Raw genomic sequence first — 23,775 nt, 5'->3', positions numbered from 1 at the left:
TCGCCGTTGATCACAACATGAGTTTGGCAACATTGCCTGGGAGGGGAAAATGTTGAATCGCAAGCGCAGCGCGCTGAGTATCGCGCTGGCCGTCGCCCTGACGCCGTCATTGGCGTTGGCGCAGTCCACCACCACCGCACCGCCGGCTGGTAACGCCGCCACCGACCTGGATACCGTCCAGGTCACCGGCATCCGCCGCGGCATCGAAAACGCCATTGCGATCAAGCAGGACGCCACCTCGGTGGTCGAGGTGATCTCGGCCGAAGACATCGGCAAGCTGCCGGATGTGAGCATCGCCGAATCGCTGGCCCGCCTGCCCGGCCTGGCCGCCCAGCGTGTGGCCGGCCGTGCCCAGGTGATCAGCGTGCGCGGCCTGTCGCCCGACTTCGCCACCACCCTGCTCAACGGGCGTGAAGTGGTCAGCACCGGCGACAACCGCAGCGTGGAGTTCGACCAGTACCCGTCCGAACTGGTCAACGGCGTGACCGTGTACAAGACCCCAGATGCGGCGCTGGTCGGCCAGGGCCTGTCGGGCACCATCGACATGCAGACCGTGCGCCCGCTGGCGTTCGGCGAGCGCGTGATCGCGCTCAGCGGCCGCTATTCGAAGAACTCGCTGGGCAAGGCCGCCAACGTGGATGCGTTCGGCAACCGCTTCAGCGCCAGCTACATCGACCAGTTCGCCGACAACACCTGGGGCATCGCGCTGGGCTACGCGCACAGCGACAACCCGATCCAGGAAAACCAGGTGGGCCTGTACGAGCCGTGGACCACCGAGCAGACCGACCAGGGCAACCGCCCCGGCGTGGCACCGGGCACCGCGTTCTCCGACGGCATCAAGGCGCTGCGCCGTACCGGCAACGCCAAGCGTGACGGCTACATGGCCACCGTGCAGTTCCGCCCGTCGAACGTGTGGACCAGCACGCTGGACATGTTCCACACCAAGGCCGAGCAGATCGACACCGCCAACCAGTTCGAGGTCAACCTCAGCAACTACAACGGCGGCTACACCCCGGGCCTGTTGATCACCAATCCGCAGGTGAACGGCAACGGCACCTTCACCGGCGGCACCGCCAGCGGCGTGTACCCGCTGGTGCGCGGCATGTACAACAAGCGCGAAGACAAGATCGACGCGTTCGGCTGGAACAACGAGCTGACCTTCGACAGCTTCAAGCTTACCGCCGATGTGAACTACTCCAAGGCCACCCGCGATGAGCTGAACCTGGAGAACAACCTGCAGCTCACCCCGATGCCGCAGCTGGACACCATCGGGCTGACCATCAACCCGGATGGCTTCTCGCAGATCCGCCCGGGCCTGGACTACTCCAACCCTGAAGCGCTGTACCTGACCAACACCATCTACGGCTCCGGCTACGGCAAGGTGCCGCAGGTGGAAGACCGCCTGAAGGGCGCGCGACTGCAGGGCACGTTCAACATGCCCGAAGCGCTGTCGTGGTTCCAGGACGTGGACGTGGGCGTCAACTACGCCGACCGCCGCAAGGAAAAGACCCAGGCCGAAGGCAACATCCTGCTCGGCGCGCAGGGCGACGCCAACGTCGCCGGCGACCTGCAGTACGCCCCGGTCAACCTGGGCTTTGCCGGCATCGGCTACATCCCGGCGTGGAACGTGCCGGCGGCCGTCGACCGCTACATGACGTTCAACCCGGTCACCAACCTGGATTACCTGATTCCCAAGTCGTGGGTGGTGCAGGAAAAGACCACCACGGCCTGGGTGCGCGCCAACATCAACACCGACATCGGTGACGTGGGCGTGCGCGGCAACATCGGTGTGCAGATGATCACCACCGACCAGAGCTCGCAGTCGAACTACTTCGACCGCTCGCGCCCGGCCGGCCAGGAAGTGCTGCCGATCGACGAAGGCAAGAAGTACACCGACTGGCTGCCGAGCTTGAACCTGGCCTTCCTGTTCCCGCACCAGCAGACCCTGCGCTTCGCGGTGGCCAAGCAGGTCGCGCGCCCGCGCGTGGACCAGATGCGCGCCGGCCTGGAGTTCGGCGTGGATACGGCCACCGGCAAGCCGGGCGGCAGTGGCGGCAACCCGCTGCTGGATCCGTGGCGCGCCAACGCGATCGACCTGTCGTACGAGAAGTACTTCGGTGAGAAGGCGTATGTGGCGGCAGCGATCTTCTACAAGGACCTGAAGAGCTACGTCTACACCCAGTCGGTGGACGACTACGACTTCAGCGACCTGCTGGCCAGCTACGTCATCCCGCCGGGCATGACCGCCCCGCTGCAGACCACGGGCACCTTCTCCGCACCGCAGAACGGCGAAGGCGGCACCCTGCGTGGCCTGGAGCTGACCGCGTCGTTCCCGCTGGAAATGCTGGCCGAACCGCTGCGTGGCTTCGGCGTGCAGGCCAGCGCGACCTTCAATGACAGCGACATCAAGATCCTGGACCCGGAAAGCGCGTCCAGCGTGGGCACCGATCCGATCAGTCTGCCGGGCCTGTCCGAGCGCGTGTACAACTTCACCGCCTATTACGAGCGCAATGGCTTCGAAGCGCGCGTGAGCCAGCGCCGTCGTTCGGACTTCATCGGTGAAATCGGCAACTTCAACGGCAACCGCACGCTGCGCTACGTGGTGGGCGAGAACGTGACCGACGCGCAGATCAGCTACACCTTCGCCGACGACAGCGCGCTGCACGGCCTGACCTTGCTGCTGCAGGGAAGCAACCTGACCAACGAGCCGTACCGCACCTACGCCGGCACCAAGGATCGCCCGCTGGAGTACATCGAGTGGGGCCGTACCTACATGCTGGGTGTGAACTACAAGTTCTGACCCAGGCGTAGTAGCACGAACGAAGAACCCGCTGCGCGAGCAGCGGGTTTTTTCGTGCCGCAAGCCGAGCCCCGCCGCGGCCGGCAGGCTTCTGGCAAAGTAAAGGAGGAGGCCGTCGCCGCAGGGCGACCGCCGGGGGACATTTGCACAGGGGCCTGCCGGCCGCGGCGGGGCCCTCAACGCTCGCGATGAACCTGATCGAAGAAAAAAAGGGCGGAACCTTGCGGCTCCGCCCATCAATACCACCGGAAATCGTGAATCAGGCGCGGCGTGCGCAGTACATCGCCTGTGCCGGCAGGTGCAGCGTTGCCCCATCGGCCTGCCCTGCATCCGGGCCCGGCACGTGCAGCGCGTGCCACTGCCCTTCCGGCAACGCCACCTGCGCCGTCTCGGGCGACAGGTTGAACGCCAGCAGCAGCGTCTCGCCCGCGTGCACGCGTTCGAACATCAGCACCGGCTCGGCGGTGTCCAGGAACCGGATGTCGCCCAGCAGCAGCGTCGGCATGGTGCGGCGCCACGCCAGGAAATGGCGGAACGCGTTCAACACCGAGTGCGGATCGTGCTCCTGCACCGCCACTGCACTGGCCTGGTGCTCCTGCGGGATCGGCAGCCACGGCGTACCGCTGGTGAACCCGGCCAGCGGCGCATCCAGCCACGGCATCGGCGTGCGGCACCCGTCGCGGCCCTTGAAGTTCGGCCAGAAGGTGATGCCATACGGATCCTGCAGCGCCTCGAACGGCACGTCCGCTTCGCCCAGGCCCAGCTCTTCTCCCTGGTACAGGCAGATCGAACCGCGCAGCGAACACAGCACCGCCACCAGCAGCCGCGCCAGCCGCGGCTGCGCCGGGTGCCCGCCCCAACGGGTCACCGCGCGCTCCACGTCGTGGTTGGAGATCGCCCAGCACGGCCAGCCTTCGGTCATGGTCGCTTCCAGCCGCGACACCGTGTCGCGGATGTAGGCCGCGCTGTAATCCTTGACCAGCAGCTCGAAGCTGTAGCCCATGTGCAGGCGACCCGGCGCGGTGTACTCGGCCGTGGTCGCCAGCGAATCCTCGGCGGAGATCTCGCCCAGGCTGACCGCGCCCGGGTACTCGTCCAGCAGCCCGCGCAGGCGCTCGATGAACGGCAGGTTCTCCGGCTGGGTGTTGTTGTAGTAGTGGTACTGGTAGGCGTACGGGTTGTCGGTGCTGAAGCCCCGGCCCAGGCGCTTTTCCAGCGGCTTGGCCGGGTTGTCGCGCAGCTGCTTGTCGTGGAAGCAGAAGTTGATCGAATCCAGGCGGAAGCCATCCACGCCGCGGTCCAGCCAGAACCGTACGTAGTCCAGGGTGGCCTCCTGAACGGCCGGATTGTGGAAGTCCAGGTCCGGCTGGTCGGCCAGGAAATTGTGCAGGAAGTACTGCTCGCGGCGCGGCTCCCACTGCCAGGCCACGCCCCCGAAGATGGACATCCAGTTGTTGGGCGGGGTGCCGTCCTCGCGCGGGTCGGCCCACACGTACCAGTCCGCCTTGGGATTGGTGCGGTCCTGGCGGCTCTCGCGGAACCAGGCGTGCTCGATCGAGGTGTGGCTGAACACCTGGTCGATCATCACCTTCAGGCCCAGCGCGTGCGCCTTGGCCAGCAACCGGTCGAAATCGGCCAGGGTGCCGAACAGCGGATCCACATCGCGGTGGTCGGCGATGTCGTAACCGAAGTCGGCCATGGGCGAGGTGAAGAACGGCGAAATCCAGATCGCGTCCACCCCCAGCGAGGCCACGTAGTCCAGCCGTTCGATGATGCCGGGCAGGTCGCCCACGCCATCACCGTTGGCATCCAGGAAACTGCGCGGGTAAATCTGATAGATGACGGCACCGCGCCACCATGGAATCTGCGTCATCGAGGGCCCCCCTCCGGGCTTCCAGGGCGCCCTCCCACGGGCGCCAGAACGTACCCGACAAGCTTAGCGGCGCACCCTCGGCGGTGGCGCCGCTTGCATACGTATTCACGCTCTGCCCGGCCCCCGGACCGCCTTCGCGGGCGGAATACGTCCGCACCGCCTATAATTCCGCCCACGCCTGAAAGTCAGACCGCATGACCATCACCGAAGACACCCGCCCCGCGCTGGGCCTGCCCCAGATCCAGTCGCTCGCCGCGCCCGACATGGCCGCCGTGGATGCGCTGATTCGCCGCCGACTGTCCTCGGATGTCGTGCTGATCAACCAGATCGCCGACCACATCATCTCTGCCGGCGGCAAGCGCCTGCGGCCGATGCTGGTCATGCTGGCCGGCCACGCGGTCGGCCAGGCCGGCCCGGAGCACCACCAGCTGGCGGCGATCATCGAGTTCATCCACACCTCGACCCTGCTGCACGACGACGTGGTGGACGAATCCAGCCTGCGGCGCGGCCGCAGCACCGCCAATGCGCTGTGGGGCAACGCCCCGAGCGTGCTGGTCGGCGACTTCCTGTACTCGCGCAGCTTCCAGCTGATGGTCGAACTGGACCGCATGCCGGTCATGCAGATCCTGGCCGACACCACCAACCGCATCGCCGAAGGCGAAGTGCTGCAGCTGCTGCACGTGCACAACCCGGATACCGACGAGGCCGCCTACCTGCGGGTGATCGAGCGCAAGACCGCGGTGCTGTTCGCCGCCGGCACCCGCCTGGGGGCACTGGCCAGCGGCGTGGACGAGGCCACCCAGCAGGCGCTGTACGATTACGGCATGGCGCTGGGCTACGCCTTCCAGATCGCCGACGACGTGCTCGACTACTCGGCCAACGCCGAGGAACTGGGCAAGAACCTGGGCGACGACCTGGCCGAAGGCAAGGCGACCCTGCCGCTGATCCACGCCATGGCCCATTCCGACGCCACCACCCGCGAGCGTCTGCGCGCCATCGTGCAGAACGGCGATGCGGATGCGATGCCGGAAGTGCTGGCCGCCATCCACGCCACCGGCGGGCTGGAATACAGCCGCCGCCGCGCCGAGGAATACGCCGACGCCGCCGAGCGCGCGCTCGACGGCCTGGCCGACAACGATGCGGTCGCCGCCCTGCGCGGCCTGGCCCGTTACGCGGTACAGCGTTCGCATTGATCCCCGCGGGTGACGACCAACGGTCGTCGCCTACCGGGGTAGCGCCCGACCGTTGGTCGGGCGGCGCCGCAACGCGGCGGGCGTCAGCGCTTGTCGAACAACCCGTCGAAGAACGTATCCAGGCTCTTCCACGCCCGCTTCGCCGCCCGCTCGTTGTACAGGCAGCCCGGCGGGTTGTTGGCATCGGCTTCGGCGAAGCAGTGCACCGCACCGCTGTAGTTGGTGAACTCCCAATCGACCTTGGCCGCGTTCATCTCCTGCTCGAAGCTGGCGATGTCGTCTTTGCTGATGCCCTTGTCGTCGGCACCATTGAGCACCAGCACTGACGGATGGGTGCCACCGGCCTTGGCCGGCAACGGCGAGCCCAGCCCGCCATGCAGGCTGACCACACCGGCCAGCGGCGCCCCGGCACGGGCCAGCTCCAGCACCGTGGTGCCGCCGAAGCAGAACCCGACCGCACCGATCTTCGTGGCATCCAGCGGCGCGTTGCTGGCCTGGGCCTTGAGCACTTCCAGCGCCTTCAGCGCGCGGGCGCGCAGCACCGGGCGGTCATTGCGCAGCTTGGTCGCCACCGGGCCGGCTTCCGCGTCGGTCTTCGGGCGCACGCCCTTGCCGTACACGTCGGCGACCAGCACCACGTAATCGTCGCCGGCCAGCTGCTTGGCCTTGGTGATGGCCGACTCGTTCACGCCCCTCCAGTTCGGCACCATCACCAGGCCGGGGCGCTTGTCGTTGTCTTCGTCGTCGTAGACCAGCACCCCGCTGAAGGTGGTGCCTTCGTGCTTCCACTCCACCGGCTTGGCCTGCATCGCCGCCAGGGCCGGCAATGCCGTCATGCCCAGTACCAGTGCCGCACCCCACTGCCATTGCTGCTTCATGCGCCTGCTCCTTCCGGGAAAGAGCCCAGAGTGTATGTCGGGACATGTGACGGGCCGCAGGGGGCGGGTGGTTACGCGGCGGGGGGTCGCGTGGCGAGTGGTCAAACGGCGGGCGGTCGCGTGGCGGGGGTCAAACGGCGGGTGGTCGCTCGGCGGGTGGTAGAGCCGACTGTTAGTCGGCTGCGCCGTTGGCGCTATGCCAGGGTGGGCCGCGAAGAGCAGCGGACTAACAGTCCGCTCTACCGTCCGGCTGCGCCGTTGGCGCTATGCCAGGGTGGTCCGCGAAGAGAGCGGACTAACAGTCCGCTCTACCGTCGGCTGCGCCGTTGGCGCTATGCCAGGGTGGGCCGCGAAGAGCAGCGGACTAACAGTCCGCTCTACCTTCGGCTGCGCCGTTGGCGCTATGCCACGGTGGGCCGCGGAGAGCAGCGGACTGACAGTCCGCTCTACCTTCGGCTGCGCCGGGCCGTTGGCGCTATGCCACGGTGGGCCGCGAAGAGCAGCGGACTGACAGTCCGCTCTACCGTCCGCTCTACCGTCCGGCTGCGCCGTTGGCGAAATGTCAGGCGATGCCGATGCCCGGGATCGCGGTGATCTGGTCCGGGTCGAACCCTGCAAGCTCGGCGAAATGTCGGCCGCGGGCGACGTAATCGCGGTACACGCCGTAGCTCGGCGCGCCCGGGGACATCAACACCACCCCACCCTGTTCGCCGAGCGCCGTGCGGGCCAGTCGCACCGCCTCCTCCAGATCGCCGGCGGCGTGCAGACCGAACCTGCCTGCATCGGCCAGCGGCTGCAGCAGCGCGTGGATGCGCGGGCCGTTGGCGCCCATGGTGACGATCTCCACCGGCGGCACGTCGTGCGCCATGTGGTCCACGAAATCGTGCCAGTCCAGCCCCCGGTCATGCCCGCCCACCAGCAGCGCGATGCGCTGGCCGGCGAAGCATTCCAGCGCCGCCAGGCTGGCGTGCGGGGTGGTGCTGATCGAGTCGTTGACGAAGCGCAGCCCGTCGCGGCGGCCGATGGTCTGCAGGCGGTTCGGCAACGGCCTGAAATCCTGCACGGCAGGCGCAAGCGCCACCGCATCCAGGCCCAGTGCTTCGATGGCCGCCAGCACCGCGCACAGGTTGCCGCGGTTGTGCCGGCCCGGCAGCGGCGTGTTCGCGGTATCGAACACCCGCTGCTCGCCGCGATACACCCACTCGCCGCGCATGTGCCAGCCCTGCGGCTGGTTGAACCACACCACCTCGCTGTCCGGCAGCGACAGCGCGGCCAGGTGCGGGTCGGCCGCGTTGAGCACCGCGATACGCGGTGCCGCGCCGGTCACCAGCGCCAGCTTGTCCTGGATGTAGCGCGCTTCGCTGCCATGCCAGTCCAGGTGCTCGGGAAACAGGTTCAGCACTACCGCCACCTGCGGATGCGCGCCACTGCGCGCCACCTCGCCGGTCTGGTAGCTGGACAGCTCCACCGCCCAGTACGCCGGCGCCGGCTGCGGGTCCAGCACCTCCAACAGCGGCAGGCCGATGTTGCCCACCAGCCCGGTCCGGGCGCCCGAGGCGCGCAGCAGATGCGCCAGCAACGAGGTGGTGGTGCTCTTGCCCTTGGTGCCGGTCACGCACACGGTGTCGCGCACGGTGCCTTCGGCATCGGCATGCTCGGCAAACCACAGCGAGGTACCGCCGATGAACTGCGTGCCCTGCGCCGCCGCCGACACCGCAGCTTCCCCGTAGGGGCTGATTCCCGGCGACTTGATCACCACCTCGAAGGCGGCCAGGGATTCACCGCTCACATCCGACCGCACCTGCAGCGCATTGCCGGCCTCGGCCCGCGCAGCGGCGGCCTCGGCCTCGGGGCAGAACAGAGTCAGGGCCAGCCCCGGCAGGCGTTGGCGCAGGACGGCGAATGCCGCACGCCCCTCACGCCCCCAGCCCCACAGCGCTACGCGCTTGCCTTCAAGCTGCGAAATTCGCACGCAGGCGCTCCCAGATCGCCGCCGGAATCCGGTGCTCGCCTTCCAGCACCAGCAACGGTTCGATCTGCAGTTCGGCGCCGTCCAGCTGCGGCTGGATCTCCTGGATGAAACGCTTCACCAGCGCATCCTCGTTCCATTCCGGACGTGCCGCCAGGGTGGCCATCGCCGCACGCGATTCGCGGCCTTCGCCCACGCATTCGAACGGCTTGTGGTCCTGGAATTCCAGCAGCGCGTCGAAGCCGCCGGCCTGCTCCATGTCGTCCAGCAGGTTGCGGCCGAAGATGCGCACCAGCCGGGTCTTGGGCATGAACGGGGCCAGCGCCAGGAACACGAAGTGGCACTTCGGGCAGACCCCGCACCAGCGGTTCACCGGGCGCTCGCCCAGGATGTGGAAGTTGCGGTTGCAGCTGGAGAAATGCGCGTCGTAGAAATCGGTCCTGGCGAACTGGCGCGCCACGGCCAGCTCCGACAGCGGGCGCAGCAGCGAGTAGTAGTGCAGGTCCGCCGCCACGTGCCTCTCAAGGTGTTCGCCAAAGGCCTGCTCGAAGGCCCAGCCCTTGGACCACTGGTGGTTCACTTCACCGGTACCCGGGATCTGGCTGCCGTAGCTGGCCGAACGCTCGTTGGAGAACACGACCTGGTCCACGCCCTGCAGCAGCGCGGCCAGCACCATGATCGCCGAGTTCACCGCGGTGACCGGGATATGCCCGTTCCACGCGCCCTGGCGGTTGAGCTCGAACAGCTCGGGGGCCAGCGTGCGGCCGATGTTGAGCATCGGCAGGCCGGTGCGTTCGGCGCAGGCACGGATCAGCTGCGAACCGCCGATCCAGGTCACCGTTTCGGCGATGCCCAGCGTGCGCAGCGCTTCAATGCTGACCAGCGAATCCTTGCCGCCGCCGATGGCTACCAGTGCATGCTCGCGCAGGCCCACCGCCGGCGCGGTGAACGCCTCGCCGTCCACCGGCAGGCGGAACCGCCCGCGCAGGTTCAGCCCGTTGCGGTAAGCGAACTCGCCCAGCCCGTTGAGGTACACCGTTTCCACCAGCGCGGCGGTATCGGCATCGATGCTGTAGCTGTCGATCCGCACCTGCTCCGGCACCGCAGCCTTGTAATAGCTGACGCCCGCGAACAGGTGCAGCAGGCGCAGCGCCCGCTGCACGGCCTCGGCGCGGGCAGCGTCCAGCACGAACGGCGCGCCGGGAATGCTGACCGTCTCGACCAGCTCCGGACCGTTGTCGAAGGCGTAGACCAGCTGCGCCACGCCGGTATCCGCGGCGAAGTCGCAGCGGACGAAGCGGAAGCAGGCAACCTGGTGTTTATCGAAAGCAGTCATGGCGTATCCGGTGAGGCAATAAGGGAAACCAACGGAAGGCGCTCAAGGCACATCGTCGATGATGTCCTCGCGCGGCAGCTCGCGCTGGTTGTAGGTGTTGGCCATGACGTACCCGTAGGCACCGGCATCGGCGATCAGCATCACATCGTCCGGCGCGGTGGATACCGGCAGCCGGCGGCGCTTGCCGAACACATCGCTGGATTCGCAGATCGGCCCGACCACGTCGAACAGTGCCTCGGCATACCCGCCCAGCCGGCTGAGGTTCTCGATGTCGTGCCAGGCGTCGTACAGCGCCGGGCGCATCAAGGTGTTCATGCCCGCATCCAGGCCCACGCGGCGGATACCGTCCTTCTCCACCACCTGGGTGGCGGTGGTGAGCAGCACGCCCGATTCGGCCACCAGGTAACGGCCCGGTTCAATCGCCAGGCGGAAGGCCGGGTGCACCGCCTTGACCTCGGCCAGGCCGACGGCCCAGGCGTCCAGGTCGAACGGTTCATCGTCATCGCTGTAGGGAATGGGCAACCCGCCGCCGATGTCGATGGTTTCCACGCTGCCGATCCGGCGCGCGAACCCGGCCAGTTCGTCGCACATCAGGCGCCAGTGCTGCGCCGTTTCCACGCCGCTGCCCAGGTGGGCGTGCAGGCCGACCACGCGGGTGCCGAGGTCTTCGGCCAGGCGCACGAACTCGTCCACGCGGGCGATCGGCAGGCCGAACTTGGAGTCCTTGCCGCCGGTACGGACCTTGGCGTGGTGGCCTTCGCCCCGGCCCAGGTCCACGCGTAGCCACAGCTCGCGGTTGCGGAACAGGTCCGGCCAGCGCTGCAGCGCTTCCACGTTGTCCACGGTGACGGTCACGCCGAGCGCGAACGCCGCTTCATATTCGGTGCGCGGCGCGAAGCTGGGGGTGAACAGCACCCGGCGCGGCGACAGCGTCGGCAGCACGTTGAACACATGCTTCAGTTCACCGTGCGACACGCACTCCAGGCCGAAGCCTTCCTGCTCCAGCAGCTCCAGGATGGCCGGGTGGCTGTTGGCCTTGATCGCGTAATACCGCTGGTCGATCGGCCTGATCGCGGCCAGCGCGCGGGCGCGGGCGCGCACCGTGGCCAGGTTGTATACATAGCGAGGCGTACCGGCCTGGGCCAGGTGCAGCAGGTGCTCGCGCTGGCCCCGCCACCACGCGGTTTCGCGCGGGCGGATGGTGCCGGCGATCTCGCGCCAGCGCGGGCCGAACACCTCGCCCTCTTCCACCGGCATCGCGCCGCTGTCGATCAGCTCGGCGTGCAGGATCGGCAGCAGGCCGTCGGCGTCGGCTTCATCGATGACGAAGGTCAGGTTGAGGTCGTTGGACGACTGCGAAATCATGTGCACGCGCTCGCGCCCGAAGGTCGCCCACACGTCCGACAGCTTGTGCAGCAGCGAACGCATGCCGCGGCCGACCAGCGTGATCGCCGCGCACGGCACGATGATCTTGACCTTGCAGATCTGCGACAGGTCGGCCGACAACGCGGCCAGCACATCGGTATTGACCAGGTTTTCGGACGGGTCCAGCGACACCGTGACGTTGGTTTCGGCCGAACCGATCAGGTCCACCGACAACCCATGCTTCTTGAACAGCCCGAACACGTCGGCCAGGAAGCCGACCTGCTGCCACATGCCGATGCCTTCCATCGACACCAGCACGATGCCGTTCCGGCGGCTGATCGCCTTCACCCCCGGCACCGGTGCGGCATTGCCGTCGATGCTGGTGCCCGGCAGTTCCGGGCGTTCGGTATCCAGGATCGCCATCGGCACGCCGGCATCGCGGCACGGCTTGATCGAACGCGGGTGCAGCACCTTGGCGCCGGTGGTCGCGATTTCCTGTGCTTCGTAATAATCCAGGCGGGTCAGCAGGCGCGCGTCGGGTACGTCCTTCGGGTTGGCGCTGAACATGCCCGGCACGTCGGTCCAGATTTCCACCCGGCTGGCGCCCAGCAGCGCACCAAAGTAGGCGGCCGAGGTATCCGAGCCGCCCCGGCCGAGGATGGCGGTACCGCCATCGGCGTGGCGCGAGATGAAGCCCTGGGTGATCAGCATGCGGGTCGGCTGGGCGCGGAACGCCGCGGCCCACTCGGCATCCGAGCGCCACTGGCAGTTCACCGACAGACGCTGCGACCAGTCGCTCTGGTTGGGCTGCGGCGGCAGCGCCTGCAGCCACTCGCGGGCGTCCATCCAGCCGAAATCCAGGCCGCTGGCGCGCAGGTAGGCCGCGCCGATGGTGGAGGACAGCAGTTCGCCCTGGCCCAGCACGTCGGCCTGCCACTCCAGCGGGCGCGCGGCGGCGCGCGGCTCGTCCAGCAGGCCCTGCAGCGCGGCCAGGCGCACATCCAGCGCGCTGGCGTCGAGCTCGAGCTCGGCCAGGAACTCGCGGTGGCGGGCCACCAGCGCATCCACGCGGGCGCGGCTGTCGGCGGCGCCATCGGCGATCGCGGTCAGTTCATTGGTCACCCCGGACAGGGCCGACACCACCACCAGCACGCGCGCACCGGTTTCTTCCGCACGTTTTTTCGCCAGCTTCCCGATCGTGTCCCAACGGTGACGACGCGACACGGAGGTGCCGCCGAACTTCAGTACGATCCAGCGATCGACAAGGGGGGAAGCTGACATGGAGGTAAGAATGGGTAGGTAGTGGGGGGATCGACCCGGCACGCCGGGCCGAACCTCTGATTCTATGCCAAGCCACGCCCCGGCAGGGCTTGTTAAGCTGCCCGACCGTTCCGCCAGACCGATCCGCCATGACCGCCCGCCGTTTCCTGCAGCTTGACGTGTTTTCCCCTTATCCCGGCGCCGGCAACCCGCTGGCCGTGGTGCTGGACGCGGAGGGCCTGGACGACGCGCGCATGCAGGCCATCGCCCGCTGGACCCGCCTGCCGGAAACCACGTTCGTTTTCGCCCCGCAGGTGCCGGGCGCCAGCTACCGCATCCGCATGTTCAGCCCGCAGAAGGAAGTGCCGTTCGCCGGCCACCCCAGCGTGGGCACCGCGCACGCGGTGCTGGACGCCGGCCTGGCCGCGCCGATGGACGGCGTCCTGGTCCAGGACGGCATCGCCGGCGCGCTGCCGCTGCGGGTGGTGGGCGAAGGGGCTACGCGCAGCATCGCCATCCGCACCCCGCGCGCGGCGGTCGCCGAGGTGACCACGGCGGCCGATCCGCGCCTGACGGCGGCGCTGGCCGGCTGGACACTGGGCGGACTGCCTCCGGCACGCATGTCCGGCGGTCGCAGCTGGTGGGTGGTGGAACTGGCCGATGAAGCCACGTTGCGCGCCCTGTCACCGGACTGGGACGCGGTGGCTACGCTGGCCGAAAGCACCGACAGCATGGGCGTGTTCGCCTATGCGCGGAGCTCCGCAGACGATTACCAGCTGGCCGTGCGCGCGTTCGTGGGCAACGGCCGGCGGTTCGAGGATGCCGCTTCAGGCGCGGCCAATGCGGTGTTGGCCGCGTGGCTGGACAGCCGCAACGCCCTGCCCGGCGTGGAGGGCAGTTATGTCGTCAGCCAAGGTCGCGAGGTGGGCCACGATGCGCGGTTGACCCTGCATGTGGATGCCGAGGGCGAGGTTTGGTCCGGCGGCCAGGTGCAGACGGTCATCCAGGGCACGATCACCTGGTAGGGACACCCAGGGTGCCGACTTTGCGTCGGCACCCTGAACATTTCAGCCAGCCAGCTCGGCTTCCATGCTGATCGGCACCGCGCTCAGCGCCTTGGATACCGGGCAGTTCTGCTTGGCATCATCGGCAATGGCACGGAACTGGGCCGCGTCGATGTTGGGGACCACCGCTTTGACCGTGAGCGTGATCTGCGACAGCTGCGGGCCACCTTCCATCGACAGATCGACCTTGGCTTCAGTGTCCAGCGAGGTGGGCACGAAACCGGCCTCGGTGAGCTTGGCCGACAGCGCCATGGTGAAGCAGCCGGCGTGCGCGGCGGCGATCAGTTCTTCCGGGTTGGTGCCCTTCTCATCGCCGAAGCGGCTGCTGAAGGCATAGCGGGTCTTGTCCAGCAGGCCGCTCTGCGGCGTGCTCAATTGTCCCTTGCCTGTCTTGAGGTCACCTTCCCAGTGCGCAGTGGCGTGACGCGAAATGCCCATCGTTGGATCCTTAGTGGGTGAATGGCAGCACCAGCGTAGACCGGCAGGCGTTAGCACCGTGTCTGGCCGTGCCGGCCTGCGGCTTCCGGCCGCAGCCGCCCGACCCCTTGCCAGGCATGCGTGACCCTGGCCTCGTTGCAAAATGCTGTTTTCAAGGCATTTCCGCACAATCGATGGCCACCCGCCTGGCCCCACGAACCGCTCCTACCCCGCCGCACGGACCGTTTTTTTGGGCATGTCCTGATGCACTGCAGTAACCGCAAACGCAGAAAAGCCGAATATTTATGCGTTTGCCTATTGGCGGCGCCGCATTGTTGCCCTACATTTCGCTTGCCGATGGGTTCGGCGCGACCACACAACCAACCGATCACGGAACAGGAAACCATGGCAAAGACCGCTAAGAAGGCTGCCCCGAAGAAGGCAGTGAAGAAAGTCGCTACGAAGGCTGCCGCAAAGCCGGCCGCTCCGAAGCCGATCAAGGAAGTGCTGACCAAGTCCGGCCTGGTTGCACACATCGTCGAAGCCTCTGGCGTTGTCGCCAAGGACGTCCGCGCTGTGCTGGCCTCGCTGGAAACCGCAGTGGCTTCCTCGGTGCACAAGAAGGGCGCAGGCAGCTTCACCCTGCCGGGCCTGCTGAAGATCACCACCGTCAGCGTCGCGGCCAAGCCGAAGCGCAAGGGCATCAACCCGTTCACCAAGGAAGAGCAGTGGTTCGCCGCCAAGCCGGCCACCACCAAGCTGAAGGTGCGTCCGCTCAAGAAGCTCAAGGACGCTGCGCTGTAATCTGCGCGCTTCCTGCAGCACCCGAACGGGACGGCCTTGGCCGTCCCGTTCTTTTTTGGGGCTCGCACGCGCAGCGAAACACAGCGTTGCCAAACCCTGCCTGCGCCCGGCAGGGATCGCGCAGAGCCAGCCGCCACGGCCCTCGCGGCCACTGCGTGCAACCCCGGAAGGTACAAGGTGGAACACTGCGTGCGACCGCGCGTGTGGCCCGGCCCCATCGCCACGCCTAAGGTGGGCCCATCCCCCCACAGTGCAGCGCCATGGCCAGCCCCTCGCAACGCTATCGCATCACCATCACCCCGATCGAAAAGGACGGGCTGCAGTGCAGCGGACGCTGCACCATTGAACTGGAACATCGCGCGCAGCAGGACTGGATGCGCCTGCTGGAGGTCGCCCGGCGGCAGACCGGGCTGGCCGGTGACGAGCGCGCCGCGGCGATCGTCGCCACCCAGCTGCTGCAGGACCTGGCCGCGCGCTACGCCGAACAGCCTGCGCATCCACTCACAACCCTGCAGCCGCAGCTGGGTCAGGTGCTCGACGCCCTGGATGCAATCCAGCGCGCCCCCTGAACCACCGCTACACTCTCCCTTCCACCGGGGAGGGTGTTGCCATGCGTCGAGTCGTGTTCCTGTTGCCGCTGCTGTTTGCCGGGTGTTCGTGCCAGCCAGATCCGGCGCCGACGCAAACGCCCGCGGGCACGGCGGCGACCGACCCTGCCGCCGCATCCGCCGAGACGACTCCCGCCCACGGCGAAGGCCTGGCCACCATTGCGCCGCCGGTACTGAGCGCGGTAGCCCCGGATGCGCCGAGCGAAACCATCACTGTCCGCAACTACATCTATGCGCTGCTGGGCAGCGATCGCAAAAGCTCCGATGCGTTCTGGAGCGGCGGCCACACCAGCGCACGCCCGGACGACGCCGTGCTGCGCAGCATCCCGCAGCTGCGCAACCTGCGCGTGGACACCGACATTCCCATCGCCCGCGATACCGCCCAGCCGTCGCGGCTGCGCGAGGTGCCGGTACGCATCCGCGCGATCACCGCGGAGGGCACCTTCCATTACACGGGCTGGTACCGCCTGCAACCGCGCCCGGATGGCAGCGGGTGGGAGATCCTCGGCGCCTCGCTGCAGCCGGCGCTGGAGTGACCGCGCAGCGACGCAGGAGCCCATGAAGCGCTGATTCAGGCCGACGCGCTATGGTGTCACCACCTCCCTGCCGCGCCTGCCGATCATGACGCTACGCCCCCTGTTGACCCGCTTCGCCGCCTGCACCGTCCTCATTGCTGCCGCCGTCGGCGCACAAGCCGCGCCGAGCATTTCCGGCCGCGAACTGTCTGTCGGTGCCACGGACGTCCAGCAGTATCTGGACGGCAGCTTCCCGCGCACCCAGGACGCCCTCGGTGGCCTGATCGCGATGACCATGAGCCACCCCAAGCTGACCCTGCCGCAGGGCAACCGCCTCGACCTGGGCTTTGACGTGGCACTGGCGACTGCCGGCGGTGCGCCCGCGCCGCTGGGCAAGGTCAAGCTGAGCAGCGGCCTGCGCTACGACGCGCAGACCCAGGGTTTCCACCTGGACCAGCCGACCGTGGACGACTTCACCCCCGCGAACAACGGCGGCAGGCTCGACTCGCGCACCCGCGAGCTGCTCAACGCGTTCCTGGTCGACTACGCCCGCCGTGAGCCAATCTACAAGATCGACCCGACCGTCGGCGCGATGCTTGGCGCGCTGCAGGTGCAGTCGGCCCAGGTGCAGAACGGCAAGCTGGTGGTCACCTTCAACCAGGACCTCGGCACGCTGGTCCCCGCCGGCGTCCTCGGCCGGTAAAACCGGACCCTGCCCGGCTGGCGTGGAACCGGGCCCGGCCCGGCTCCACCCCTTCGTTCATCCAACCAACGCCTTCGCCACAGCGTCGGAAAACGCCGGAATATCATCCGGCTTCCGGCTGGTGATCACCCCGTTGTCCACCACCACTTCCGCATCGGTCCACTGCGCGCCCGCATTGCCAAGATCGCTTTTCAGCGACGGCCACGAGGTCACCTTGCGACCCTTGGCCAAGCCGGATTCCACCAGCAGCCAGGGACCGTGGCAGATTGCCGCGACCGGCTTCCCGGCCGCCGCAAACGCCTTGATGAACGCCACTGCCGGCGCCTGGGTGCGCAGCTTGTCGGGGTTGATCACCCCGCCCGGCAGCACCAGCGCGTCGTAGCTGCCGGCGTCGGCACCTTCCAGTGGCTGATCCACCGGCACACTGTCGCCCCAGTCCTTGTCCTTCCAACCCCGGATCTGGCTGGCGTCACCCGGTGCGATGACCGACACCTTGGCGCCCCAGGATTCCAGCAGGCGCTTGGGCTCCTGCAGCTCGGACTGTTCGAATCCATCGGTGGCGAGCAGGGCAACGCGCTTGCCGTTGAGGTCATGTGCCATGTGGGGGCTCCTTGAAAAAGTGAGCCCCTACCATGCAGATCCGCGCATTGGCGGAGAGTGACTGGCATGTGGACGTCGCGTGGCCGGTGGGTACCGACCGTGGGTCGATACGTGCAAAAGGTGGGATTCCGAGGGCCGGCCAACGGCCGGCGCTACCCGCCGGTAGGTACCGACCGTTGGTCGGTACGCAATGTCACCCGACCAACGGTCGGGTGCTACCGCGGTAAAGCGCCGCAGGCGCTTTACCGCTTGGGCTGCAACATCGTCCCGGTGCACTTCTTCGAGCCGCAGCGGCATTCCCAGATCTTCTTCAGGCGTGCGGTGTGACGCTCGGCCAGGGTGATGCCGTAGTTGTAGGTCAGCTCGTCGCCCGGCTTGATGTCCTTGATCGCCTCGATGAACACCTTGTCCTCGCGGCGGTTGTCGCCCTCCGCTTCCTCGATCACGGCCTCGCAGTTGGGGTCGCAGCTGTGATTCAGCCAGCGCGCATCGTTGCCCTTGTAGTTGGCATCGATGACGTAATCGTCGTTCAGGGTGAACAGGAAGGTGTGACCGCTTTCCACATCCCCGGTATCATCGGCATCCACGTCGGCGTGGCTGCGCAGCAGCCCCTTGTACTGGATCACCCGCTCGCCCTTCTTGAGCGGCGCCAGCGCGAACACGCCATTGCCGTGAATGGTCGACTTGCGGGCTTGGATCTTCTTGGGCATGTGGCTGGCCATTACGTTGGGATGGTCGATTCTCGCTTAATCTTTGTGATTGCCCAACCACGTCCGCACCGCGCCCCTGCTGGCGCCCCGCTTCGATCACCTGAACAGGACGGGTTGGATGCCCGGGCATAAAAGCGTACAATTTCAGTCCGCTTTATGGTTCTGCCCTCCCCATGCTCCGCGTCACCAAGCTTACCGATTACGCCACCGTCGTCCTGACCGTCCTTGCCGCTCGCCCGGGCGAGGTTCTCAGTGCGACCGAACTGGCCGAATTCGCCAGCCTCGAACCGCCCACCGTCAGCAAGCTGCTCAAGCCCCTGGCCCAGGCCGGGCTGGTGGAAGGCCTGCGCGGCGTGCGCGGCGGCTACCGGCTGACCCGCCGCCCCGACCAGATCAGCCTGTTCGAAGTCGTCGAAGCCATGGAAGGCCCGCTGGGCCTGACCGAGTGCGCGCACGACCACAGCCAGTGCGGACGCGAGCTGCAATGCGGCGCGCGCAGCAGCTGGCGGATGATCAACGACGTGGTGTCCGACGCACTGCGCAAGGTCACCCTGGCGCAGATATTGCCCCCTCTTCCCCTTGTTGACGCCCCCCGCCGCGTGATCGCGGCGGATGTCGTCTCCTGATCCACAGGCAGCCCCCATGGCCACCGATATCCTCGACACCGTCGCCCCCGGCGACACCCCCAACCGCGAGATCCACGAGCAGCTCGGCCGCAAGTATTCGGCCGGCTTCATCACGGACATCGAATCGGATTCGCTGCCGCCCGGCCTGGACGAGGACACCATCCGTGCCCTGTCGGCCAAGAAGGAAGAGCCGGAATGGATGACGCAGTGGCGCCTGGACGCCTACCGCCACTTCCTGACCATGCCGATGCCGAACTGGGCCAAGCTGCAGATCGCTGCGATCGACCTGCAGGCGCTCAGCTACTACTCCGCGCCCAAGGGCCCGAAGTACGCCTCGCTGGATGAGGTGCCCAAGGAACTGCTGGACACCTACGACAAGCTGGGCGTGCCGCTGCACGAGCGTGCGAAGCTGGCGGGCGTGGCCGTGGACGCAGTGTTCGACTCGGTCTCGGTCGGCACCACCTTCCGCAAGGAACTGGCCGAGAAGGGCGTGATCTTCTGCTCCATGTCCGAAGCCATCAAGGAACACCCGGAGCTGGTCAAGCAGTACCTGGGCAGCGTGGTGCCGGTGGGCGACAACTACTTCGCCGCGCTGAACTCGGCCGTGTTCTCCGATGGCAGCTTCGTGTTCATTCCCAAGGGCGTGCGCTGCCCGATGGAACTGAGCACCTACTTCCGCATCAACGCCGGCCACACCGGCCAGTTCGAGCGCACCCTGATCATCTGCGAGGACAAGGCGTACGTGTCCTACCTGGAAGGCTGCACCGCGCCGATGCGCGATGAGAACCAGCTGCACGCTGCGGTGGTGGAGCTGGTGGCACTGGAAGATGCCGAGATCAAGTACTCGACCGTGCAGAACTGGTACCCGGGCGACGAGAACGGCGTGGGCGGCATCTACAACTTCGTCACCAAGCGTGCCGAATGCCGTGGCGCGCGCAGCAAGGTCACCTGGACCCAGGTCGAAACCGGTTCGGCGATCACCTGGAAGTACCCGTCCTGCGTGCTGCTGGGCGATGACTCGGTGGGCGAGTTCCACTCCGTGGCGCTGACCCACCACCGCCAGCAGGCCGACACCGGCACCAAGATGATCCACATCGGCAAGCGCACCAAGAGCAAGATCGTCAGCAAGGGCATCAGCGCCGGCCGTGGCCAGAACACCTACCGTGGCCTGGTCAAGGTGGACCGCACTGCCGATGGCGCGCGCAACTACACCCAGTGCGATTCGCTGCTGATCGGCAAGACCTCCGGCGCGCACACCTTCCCGTACATCGAGGTGAAGAATCCGAGCGCGACGGTGGAGCACGAAGCCACCACGTCCAAGATTTCCGATGACCAGATGTTCTATTGCCGCGCGCGTGGCATTGACCAGGAAAACGCGGTCTCGATGATCGTGGATGGCTTCTGCAAGCAGGTGTTCCGCGAGCTGCCGATGGAGTTCGCGGTGGAAGCCAAGAAGCTGTTGGAAGTCTCCCTTGAAGGTTCCGTGGGCTGACCGGTCGCGCCTTCGTTTGATTTTTTGCCACGCATGGCGTGGCACTACTGGATTCGTATCATGCTGAAGATTGACAACCTCCACGCCCGCATCGGCGACAAGGAAATCCTCAAGGGCCTGTCGCTGGACGTGAAGCCGGGCCAGGTGCACGCCATCATGGGCCCCAACGGCGCGGGCAAGTCCACGCTGGGCAACGTGCTGGCCGGCCGCGAAGGCTATGACGTCAGCGAAGGCGGCGTGCAGTTCGAAGGCCGCGACCTGCTGGAGCTGGCGCCGGAAGAACGCGCCGCCGCCGGCCTGTTCCTGGCCTTCCAGTACCCGGTGGAAATCCCCGGCGTGAACAACACCTACTTCCTGCGCGCCGCGCTCAACGCCCAGCGCAAGGCGCGCGGCGAGGAAGAACTCGATTCCATGCAGTTCCTCAAGCTGGTGCGCCAGAAGCTGGCCGTGCTGCACCTGAAGGATGAGCTGCTGCACCGTGGCGTCAACGAAGGCTTCTCCGGTGGCGAGAAGAAGCGCAACGAGATCTTCCAGCTGGCCGTGCTCGAGCCGAAGCTGGCGATCCTGGACGAGACCGACAGCGGCCTGGACATCGACGCGCTCAAGAGCGTGGCCGACGGCGTCAATGCGCTGCGCTCGCCGGACCGTTCGTTCCTGGTCATCACCCACTACCAGCGCCTGCTCGATTACATCAAGCCGGACGTGGTGCACGTGCTGGCCGATGGCAAGATCGTGCAGAGCGGCGGCCCCGAACTGGCCCTGGAACTGGAAGCCCATGGCTACCACTTCCTGAAGGACCGCGTGGTGCCGGAGGCAGCGGTCTGATGAGCGCCCTGCTCGATTCCCTCGCCGCCGGCTTCTGCGGCAGCGACGCCCGCCGCGCCGAGCTCGACGCCGCCCTGCAGGCAGGCCTGCCCGGCCCGCGCAGCGAAGCCTGGAAGTACACCTCGCTGCGCCAGCTCGAACGCCGTACGTTCCAGCCCGCGCCGCTGGCCGCGCCCGAGATTGACCCTGCCCTGCTGGCCGACATTCCGTCGCCGCGGCTGGTGTTCGTCAACGGCCGCCCGTCCGCCGCGCACAGCGACGTGTCGGCGCTGCCGGCCGGCGTGCAGGTACAGACCCTGTCCTCGGCGCTGGCCGCTGGCGATGAAGCCCTGCGCTTCCTGGGCCGCCGCTTCGAGCGCAGCGAAGAAGTCTTTGCCCGCCTCAACGCCGCCCTCGCCGATGAAGGCGTGCTGGTGCGCGTGGACGACGGCGTGCAGGTTGAAGCCCCGCTGCAGCTGGTCTTCATCAGCGCCGCCGGTGGCAGCGACCTGGCCTGGCATCACCGCCACCTGATCGAACTGCGTGCCGGTGCCGCGCTCGGCGTGGTCGAGCACCACCTGGATGCCGGCGATGCCGCGCACCTGGGCAATACCCTGGTGCACGTCCATCTGGCCCAGGACGCGGTGCTCTCGCACGCCCGCGTGCAGGCCGATGGCAGCCGCGCCACCGCCCTGCTGCGCACCGATGCCGTGCTGGCCCGCAACGCGCAGTACCGCCGCGTAGACCTGGAGCTGGGTGCCGCGCTCAGCCGCCACGAACTCAACGTGCGCCTGGAAGGCGACAACGCCCAGCTGACCGCCAACGGCGTGCTGCTCGGCAACGGCCGCCGCCATGTCGATACCCGCCTGGGCATCGAACACATTGCGCGCGATACCGCCTCGGAAATGGTGTGGCGTGGCGTGGCCGCCAACCGCAGCCGCGTGGTCTTCCACGGCGGCATCCATATACGTGCCGGCGCCGATGGCACCGACGCCAACCTGTCCAACAAGAACCTGCTGCTGTCCGCCGACGCCGAAATCGATACCCAGCCCACGCTGGTGATCGACGCCGATGAAGTGAAGGCCGCACACGGGGCCACCGTCGGCCAGCTCGATGCCAACGCCCTGTTCTATCTGCGCTCGCGCGGCCTGCCGGCCCAGCAGGCCCAGCAGCTGCTCAGCGCCGCGTTCTGCCACGAGCCGCTGAACGTGCTCGACGCGCGCCTGACCGAACAGCTGCGCCGTCAGCTGGACCTCGCGCTGGCCAAGGCAGGCGTGGCATGAACCTCTCCACCCCGCGCCCGGTGGCCGACACGGCCGCCGCCCCCGACTGGGACCGCGTGCGCCTGGACTTCCCGCTGCTGATGCGGGAAGTGCACGGTAGGCCGCTGGTGTACTTCGACAACGCCAACACCGGCCAGAAGCCGGTGCAGGTGATCGGCGCGGTGGATGAGTTCTACCGCCGCTACAACGCCAACGTCAGCCGCGCCGTGCACGCGCTGGGCACCGAGGCCACCGACGCCTACGAAGGCGCACGCAGCAAGCTGGCGCGCTTCCTCAACGTGCGCGCAAGCGAACTCATCCTGTGCAGCGGCACCACCTTCGCCATCAACCTGGTGGCCTATTCGTGGGCCCTGCCGCGGCTGAAGGCCGGCGATGTCATCCTCGTCTCGCGCATGGAGCACCACGCCAACATCGTGCCGTGGCAGCTGGTGGCCCAGCGCACGGGCGCCACGATCCGCGTGGCCGAGATCACCCCCGAAGGTGCGCTCGACCTGGATGCCCTGCGCAAGGCCATGACCCCCGAGGTCAAGCTACTTGCCGTGGCCCACGTCTCCAACGTGCTGGGCACGGTCAACCCGGTGCGCGAGATCTGCCGGGAAGCGCGCAAGCGCGGCATCATCACCGTGGTGGACGGCTCACAGGCCGTGCCGCACCGCAAGGTCGACATCGCCAATATCGGCTGCGACTTCTACGCCATCACCGGCCACAAGATGTGCGGTCCTACCGGCACCGGCGCACTGTGGGCGAAGCGCGAGCATCTCGATGCCATGCCGCCGTTCCTCGGTGGCGGCGAGATGATCAAGGAAGTGAGCTTCGAAGGCACCGTGTTCAACGATGCCCCGCACAAGTTCGAAGCCGGCACCCCGAACATCGCCGGCTTCATCGGCCTCGGCGTGGCGGTGGACTACCTGGAATCACTGGGCCTGGAGCACGTGGAAGCGCGCGAAAGCGAGCTGCTTGCGCACTTCACCGAAGAACTGAACAAGATCGACGGCCTGCGCATCTTCGGCACCACCCCGGGCAAGGCGGCGGTGATCTCTTTCCTGATCGAAGGCGCGCACGCGCACGACCTGGCCACCCTGCTGGATCTGGAAGGCGTGGCCATCCGCTCCGGCCAGCACTGCGCGCACCCGCTGCTGCAGTACTACGGCGTCGCGGCCACCTGCCGCGCGTCTCTCGCGTTCTACAACACGCACGCCGAAATCGAGCGGTTTATTGCGGCGTTGAACAAGGTGCGCAAGCTGCTGGGCTGACGCCTGCCTCCTACGCTGACAAGAAGACGCCGCGGACAACCGCGGCGTTTTGCATGGCGCGCACCTTTTACATCGAGCCGGTAGCGCACGACCGTTGGTCGTGCGCCCCATACGTAACCTTCGGAGCTCCATGCCCTCCAAGCCGCGCGCATTCACCTTCATGATTGGCTGAGCGCCATTCAGCTGAGCTACGGACGGGATGCAGATTCAACGAGTTCCTGC

General features: G+C 67.3%; 20 protein-coding genes. 12 read left to right on the top strand and 8 right to left on the bottom strand.

What is annotated here, in order from left to right:
• The first annotated feature begins 49 nt into the window (after nucleotides 1–49).
• The gene (locus BAY15_RS06025; RefSeq protein WP_068849949.1) at nucleotides 50–2,800 is read left to right on the top strand and encodes a TonB-dependent receptor; all 2,751 of its coding nucleotides are present in this window, start codon (nucleotides 50–52) and stop codon (nucleotides 2,798–2,800) included.
• Between the two features lie 259 nt (nucleotides 2,801–3,059).
• On the opposite strand, the gene BAY15_RS06020 is transcribed toward BAY15_RS06025, so the two are convergent.
• Nucleotides 3,060–4,673, bottom strand: coding sequence for an alpha-amylase family glycosyl hydrolase (locus tag BAY15_RS06020; protein WP_068849946.1), 1,614 nt, complete (start codon nucleotides 4,671–4,673; stop codon nucleotides 3,060–3,062).
• Between the two features lie 194 nt (nucleotides 4,674–4,867).
• Between BAY15_RS06020 and BAY15_RS06015 the strand changes: the two genes are divergently transcribed.
• Nucleotides 4,868–5,866, top strand: coding sequence for a polyprenyl synthetase family protein (locus tag BAY15_RS06015; RefSeq protein WP_068849943.1), 999 nt, complete (start codon nucleotides 4,868–4,870; stop codon nucleotides 5,864–5,866).
• Between the two features lie 83 nt (nucleotides 5,867–5,949).
• Here BAY15_RS06015 and BAY15_RS06010 read toward each other — a convergent pair whose 3' ends face one another.
• From BAY15_RS06010 to BAY15_RS05995, 4 genes are all read right to left on the bottom strand, one after another.
• On the bottom strand, nucleotides 5,950–6,744 hold the full coding sequence (locus BAY15_RS06010) for a dienelactone hydrolase family protein (protein WP_068849940.1): 795 nt from the start codon (nucleotides 6,742–6,744) through the stop codon (nucleotides 5,950–5,952).
• A gap of 562 nt (nucleotides 6,745–7,306) precedes the next feature.
• On the bottom strand, nucleotides 7,307–8,716 hold the full coding sequence (gene murD, locus BAY15_RS06005; RefSeq protein WP_068849937.1) for a UDP-N-acetylmuramoyl-L-alanine--D-glutamate ligase: 1,410 nt from the start codon (nucleotides 8,714–8,716) through the stop codon (nucleotides 7,307–7,309).
• Nucleotides 8,697–10,049 (bottom strand): UDP-N-acetyl-alpha-D-muramoyl-L-alanyl-L-glutamate epimerase, encoded by a 1,353-nt coding sequence (gene murL / locus BAY15_RS06000; protein WP_068849934.1) that lies wholly within the window; start codon nucleotides 10,047–10,049, stop codon nucleotides 8,697–8,699. Before murL ends, murD begins: the two co-directional genes overlap by 20 nt.
• Before the next feature lie 42 nt (nucleotides 10,050–10,091).
• Nucleotides 10,092–12,695 (bottom strand): bifunctional aspartate kinase/diaminopimelate decarboxylase, encoded by a 2,604-nt coding sequence (locus tag BAY15_RS05995; RefSeq protein ID WP_068849933.1) that lies wholly within the window; start codon nucleotides 12,693–12,695, stop codon nucleotides 10,092–10,094.
• 128 nt (nucleotides 12,696–12,823) lie between these two features.
• Here BAY15_RS05995 and BAY15_RS05990 point away from each other — a divergent pair, with 128 nt between their 5' ends.
• The gene (locus BAY15_RS05990; protein ID WP_068849930.1) at nucleotides 12,824–13,699 is read left to right on the top strand and encodes a PhzF family phenazine biosynthesis protein; all 876 of its coding nucleotides are present in this window, start codon (nucleotides 12,824–12,826) and stop codon (nucleotides 13,697–13,699) included.
• 42 nt (nucleotides 13,700–13,741) lie between these two features.
• On the opposite strand, the gene BAY15_RS05985 is transcribed toward BAY15_RS05990, so the two are convergent.
• Nucleotides 13,742–14,176, bottom strand: coding sequence for an OsmC family protein (locus tag BAY15_RS05985; protein WP_068849927.1), 435 nt, complete (start codon nucleotides 14,174–14,176; stop codon nucleotides 13,742–13,744).
• 384 nt (nucleotides 14,177–14,560) lie between these two features.
• Between BAY15_RS05985 and BAY15_RS05980 the strand changes: the two genes are divergently transcribed.
• The 4 genes from BAY15_RS05980 to BAY15_RS05965 all read left to right on the top strand — a co-directional run bounded on the left by BAY15_RS05980 (nucleotide 14,561) and on the right by BAY15_RS05965 (nucleotide 16,785).
• Nucleotides 14,561–14,959 (top strand): HU family DNA-binding protein, encoded by a 399-nt coding sequence (locus BAY15_RS05980; protein WP_068854576.1) that lies wholly within the window; start codon nucleotides 14,561–14,563, stop codon nucleotides 14,957–14,959.
• Nucleotides 14,960–15,219: 260 nt separating this feature from the next.
• Nucleotides 15,220–15,528, top strand: coding sequence for a DUF3861 family protein (locus BAY15_RS05975; protein ID WP_068849924.1), 309 nt, complete (start codon nucleotides 15,220–15,222; stop codon nucleotides 15,526–15,528).
• 41 nt (nucleotides 15,529–15,569) lie between these two features.
• Nucleotides 15,570–16,103, top strand: a complete 534-nt coding sequence (locus tag BAY15_RS05970; protein ID WP_068849920.1) for a hypothetical protein — start codon at nucleotides 15,570–15,572, stop codon at nucleotides 16,101–16,103.
• A gap of 85 nt (nucleotides 16,104–16,188) precedes the next feature.
• On the top strand, nucleotides 16,189–16,785 hold the full coding sequence (locus BAY15_RS05965; RefSeq protein WP_068849917.1) for a DUF1439 domain-containing protein: 597 nt from the start codon (nucleotides 16,189–16,191) through the stop codon (nucleotides 16,783–16,785).
• Nucleotides 16,786–16,842: 57 nt separating this feature from the next.
• Here BAY15_RS05965 and BAY15_RS05960 read toward each other — a convergent pair whose 3' ends face one another.
• Both BAY15_RS05960 and BAY15_RS05955 read right to left on the bottom strand, forming a co-directional pair.
• Nucleotides 16,843–17,385, bottom strand: a complete 543-nt coding sequence (locus BAY15_RS05960) for a type 1 glutamine amidotransferase domain-containing protein (protein ID WP_068849914.1) — start codon at nucleotides 17,383–17,385, stop codon at nucleotides 16,843–16,845.
• A 242-nt stretch (nucleotides 17,386–17,627) separates the two neighbouring features.
• Nucleotides 17,628–18,095 carry an SET domain-containing protein gene (locus BAY15_RS05955; RefSeq protein WP_068854575.1) on the bottom strand — a complete coding sequence of 156 codons (468 nt, stop codon included), beginning with the start codon at nucleotides 18,093–18,095 and terminating at the stop codon, nucleotides 17,628–17,630.
• A 173-nt stretch (nucleotides 18,096–18,268) separates the two neighbouring features.
• Here BAY15_RS05955 and BAY15_RS05950 point away from each other — a divergent pair, with 173 nt between their 5' ends.
• The 5 genes from BAY15_RS05950 to BAY15_RS05930 are packed head-to-tail and all read left to right on the top strand — an operon-like array spanning nucleotide 18,269 to nucleotide 23,553.
• Entirely contained in the window at nucleotides 18,269–18,721 is a 453-nt protein-coding gene (locus tag BAY15_RS05950) for an SUF system Fe-S cluster assembly regulator (protein WP_068849911.1), read from the top strand.
• Nucleotides 18,722–18,737: 16 nt separating this feature from the next.
• A complete protein-coding gene (gene sufB / locus BAY15_RS05945) occupies nucleotides 18,738–20,213 on the top strand; it encodes a Fe-S cluster assembly protein SufB (RefSeq protein ID WP_068849908.1) in 1,476 nt (491 codons plus the stop codon).
• Between the two features lie 60 nt (nucleotides 20,214–20,273).
• Nucleotides 20,274–21,038, top strand: coding sequence for a Fe-S cluster assembly ATPase SufC (gene sufC / locus BAY15_RS05940; protein WP_068854574.1), 765 nt, complete (start codon nucleotides 20,274–20,276; stop codon nucleotides 21,036–21,038).
• Nucleotides 21,038–22,300 carry a Fe-S cluster assembly protein SufD gene (gene sufD, locus BAY15_RS05935; protein WP_068849905.1) on the top strand — a complete coding sequence of 421 codons (1,263 nt, stop codon included), beginning with the start codon at nucleotides 21,038–21,040 and terminating at the stop codon, nucleotides 22,298–22,300. The genes sufC and sufD overlap by 1 nt, the downstream gene beginning before the upstream one ends.
• On the top strand, nucleotides 22,297–23,553 hold the full coding sequence (locus BAY15_RS05930; protein WP_068849902.1) for a cysteine desulfurase: 1,257 nt from the start codon (nucleotides 22,297–22,299) through the stop codon (nucleotides 23,551–23,553). Before sufD ends, BAY15_RS05930 begins: the two co-directional genes overlap by 4 nt.
• Nucleotides 23,554–23,775: the final 222 nt, after the last annotated feature.

The organism is Stenotrophomonas rhizophila (genome assembly GCF_001704155.1).
In the GTDB taxonomy this organism is placed as follows: Bacteria; Pseudomonadota; Gammaproteobacteria; order Xanthomonadales; family Xanthomonadaceae; genus Stenotrophomonas; species Stenotrophomonas rhizophila_A.
Note: the sequence above shows the minus strand (reverse complement) of the source record. Positions and strands in the feature narration are given on the sequence as shown.

What these genes read in the sequence shown, in the direction of transcription:
- BAY15_RS05950 (WP_068849911.1), top strand. Translation starts at nt 18,269, where the DNA reads ATGCTCCGCGTCACCAAGCTTACCGATTACGCCACCGTCGTCCTGACC.
- BAY15_RS05970 (WP_068849920.1), top strand. Translation starts at nt 15,570, where the DNA reads ATGCGTCGAGTCGTGTTCCTGTTGCCGCTGCTGTTTGCCGGGTGTTCG.
- sufD (WP_068849905.1), top strand. Translation starts at nt 21,038, where the DNA reads ATGAGCGCCCTGCTCGATTCCCTCGCCGCCGGCTTCTGCGGCAGCGAC.
- murL (WP_068849934.1), bottom strand. Translation starts at nt 10,049, where the DNA reads ATGACTGCTTTCGATAAACACCAGGTTGCCTGCTTCCGCTTCGTCCGC.
- BAY15_RS05965 (WP_068849917.1), top strand. Translation starts at nt 16,189, where the DNA reads ATGACGCTACGCCCCCTGTTGACCCGCTTCGCCGCCTGCACCGTCCTC.
- BAY15_RS05990 (WP_068849930.1), top strand. Translation starts at nt 12,824, where the DNA reads ATGACCGCCCGCCGTTTCCTGCAGCTTGACGTGTTTTCCCCTTATCCC.
- BAY15_RS06015 (WP_068849943.1), top strand. Translation starts at nt 4,868, where the DNA reads ATGACCATCACCGAAGACACCCGCCCCGCGCTGGGCCTGCCCCAGATC.
- BAY15_RS05985 (WP_068849927.1), bottom strand. Translation starts at nt 14,176, where the DNA reads ATGGGCATTTCGCGTCACGCCACTGCGCACTGGGAAGGTGACCTCAAG.
- BAY15_RS05995 (WP_068849933.1), bottom strand. Translation starts at nt 12,695, where the DNA reads ATGTCAGCTTCCCCCCTTGTCGATCGCTGGATCGTACTGAAGTTCGGC.
- sufC (WP_068854574.1), top strand. Translation starts at nt 20,274, where the DNA reads ATGCTGAAGATTGACAACCTCCACGCCCGCATCGGCGACAAGGAAATC.
- sufB (WP_068849908.1), top strand. Translation starts at nt 18,738, where the DNA reads ATGGCCACCGATATCCTCGACACCGTCGCCCCCGGCGACACCCCCAAC.
- BAY15_RS05975 (WP_068849924.1), top strand. Translation starts at nt 15,220, where the DNA reads ATGGCCAGCCCCTCGCAACGCTATCGCATCACCATCACCCCGATCGAA.
- BAY15_RS05955 (WP_068854575.1), bottom strand. Translation starts at nt 18,095, where the DNA reads ATGCCCAAGAAGATCCAAGCCCGCAAGTCGACCATTCACGGCAATGGC.
- BAY15_RS05960 (WP_068849914.1), bottom strand. Translation starts at nt 17,385, where the DNA reads ATGGCACATGACCTCAACGGCAAGCGCGTTGCCCTGCTCGCCACCGAT.
- BAY15_RS06025 (WP_068849949.1), top strand. Translation starts at nt 50, where the DNA reads ATGTTGAATCGCAAGCGCAGCGCGCTGAGTATCGCGCTGGCCGTCGCC.
- BAY15_RS05980 (WP_068854576.1), top strand. Translation starts at nt 14,561, where the DNA reads ATGGCAAAGACCGCTAAGAAGGCTGCCCCGAAGAAGGCAGTGAAGAAA.
- BAY15_RS06010 (WP_068849940.1), bottom strand. Translation starts at nt 6,744, where the DNA reads ATGAAGCAGCAATGGCAGTGGGGTGCGGCACTGGTACTGGGCATGACG.
- BAY15_RS05930 (WP_068849902.1), top strand. Translation starts at nt 22,297, where the DNA reads ATGAACCTCTCCACCCCGCGCCCGGTGGCCGACACGGCCGCCGCCCCC.
- BAY15_RS06020 (WP_068849946.1), bottom strand. Translation starts at nt 4,673, where the DNA reads ATGACGCAGATTCCATGGTGGCGCGGTGCCGTCATCTATCAGATTTAC.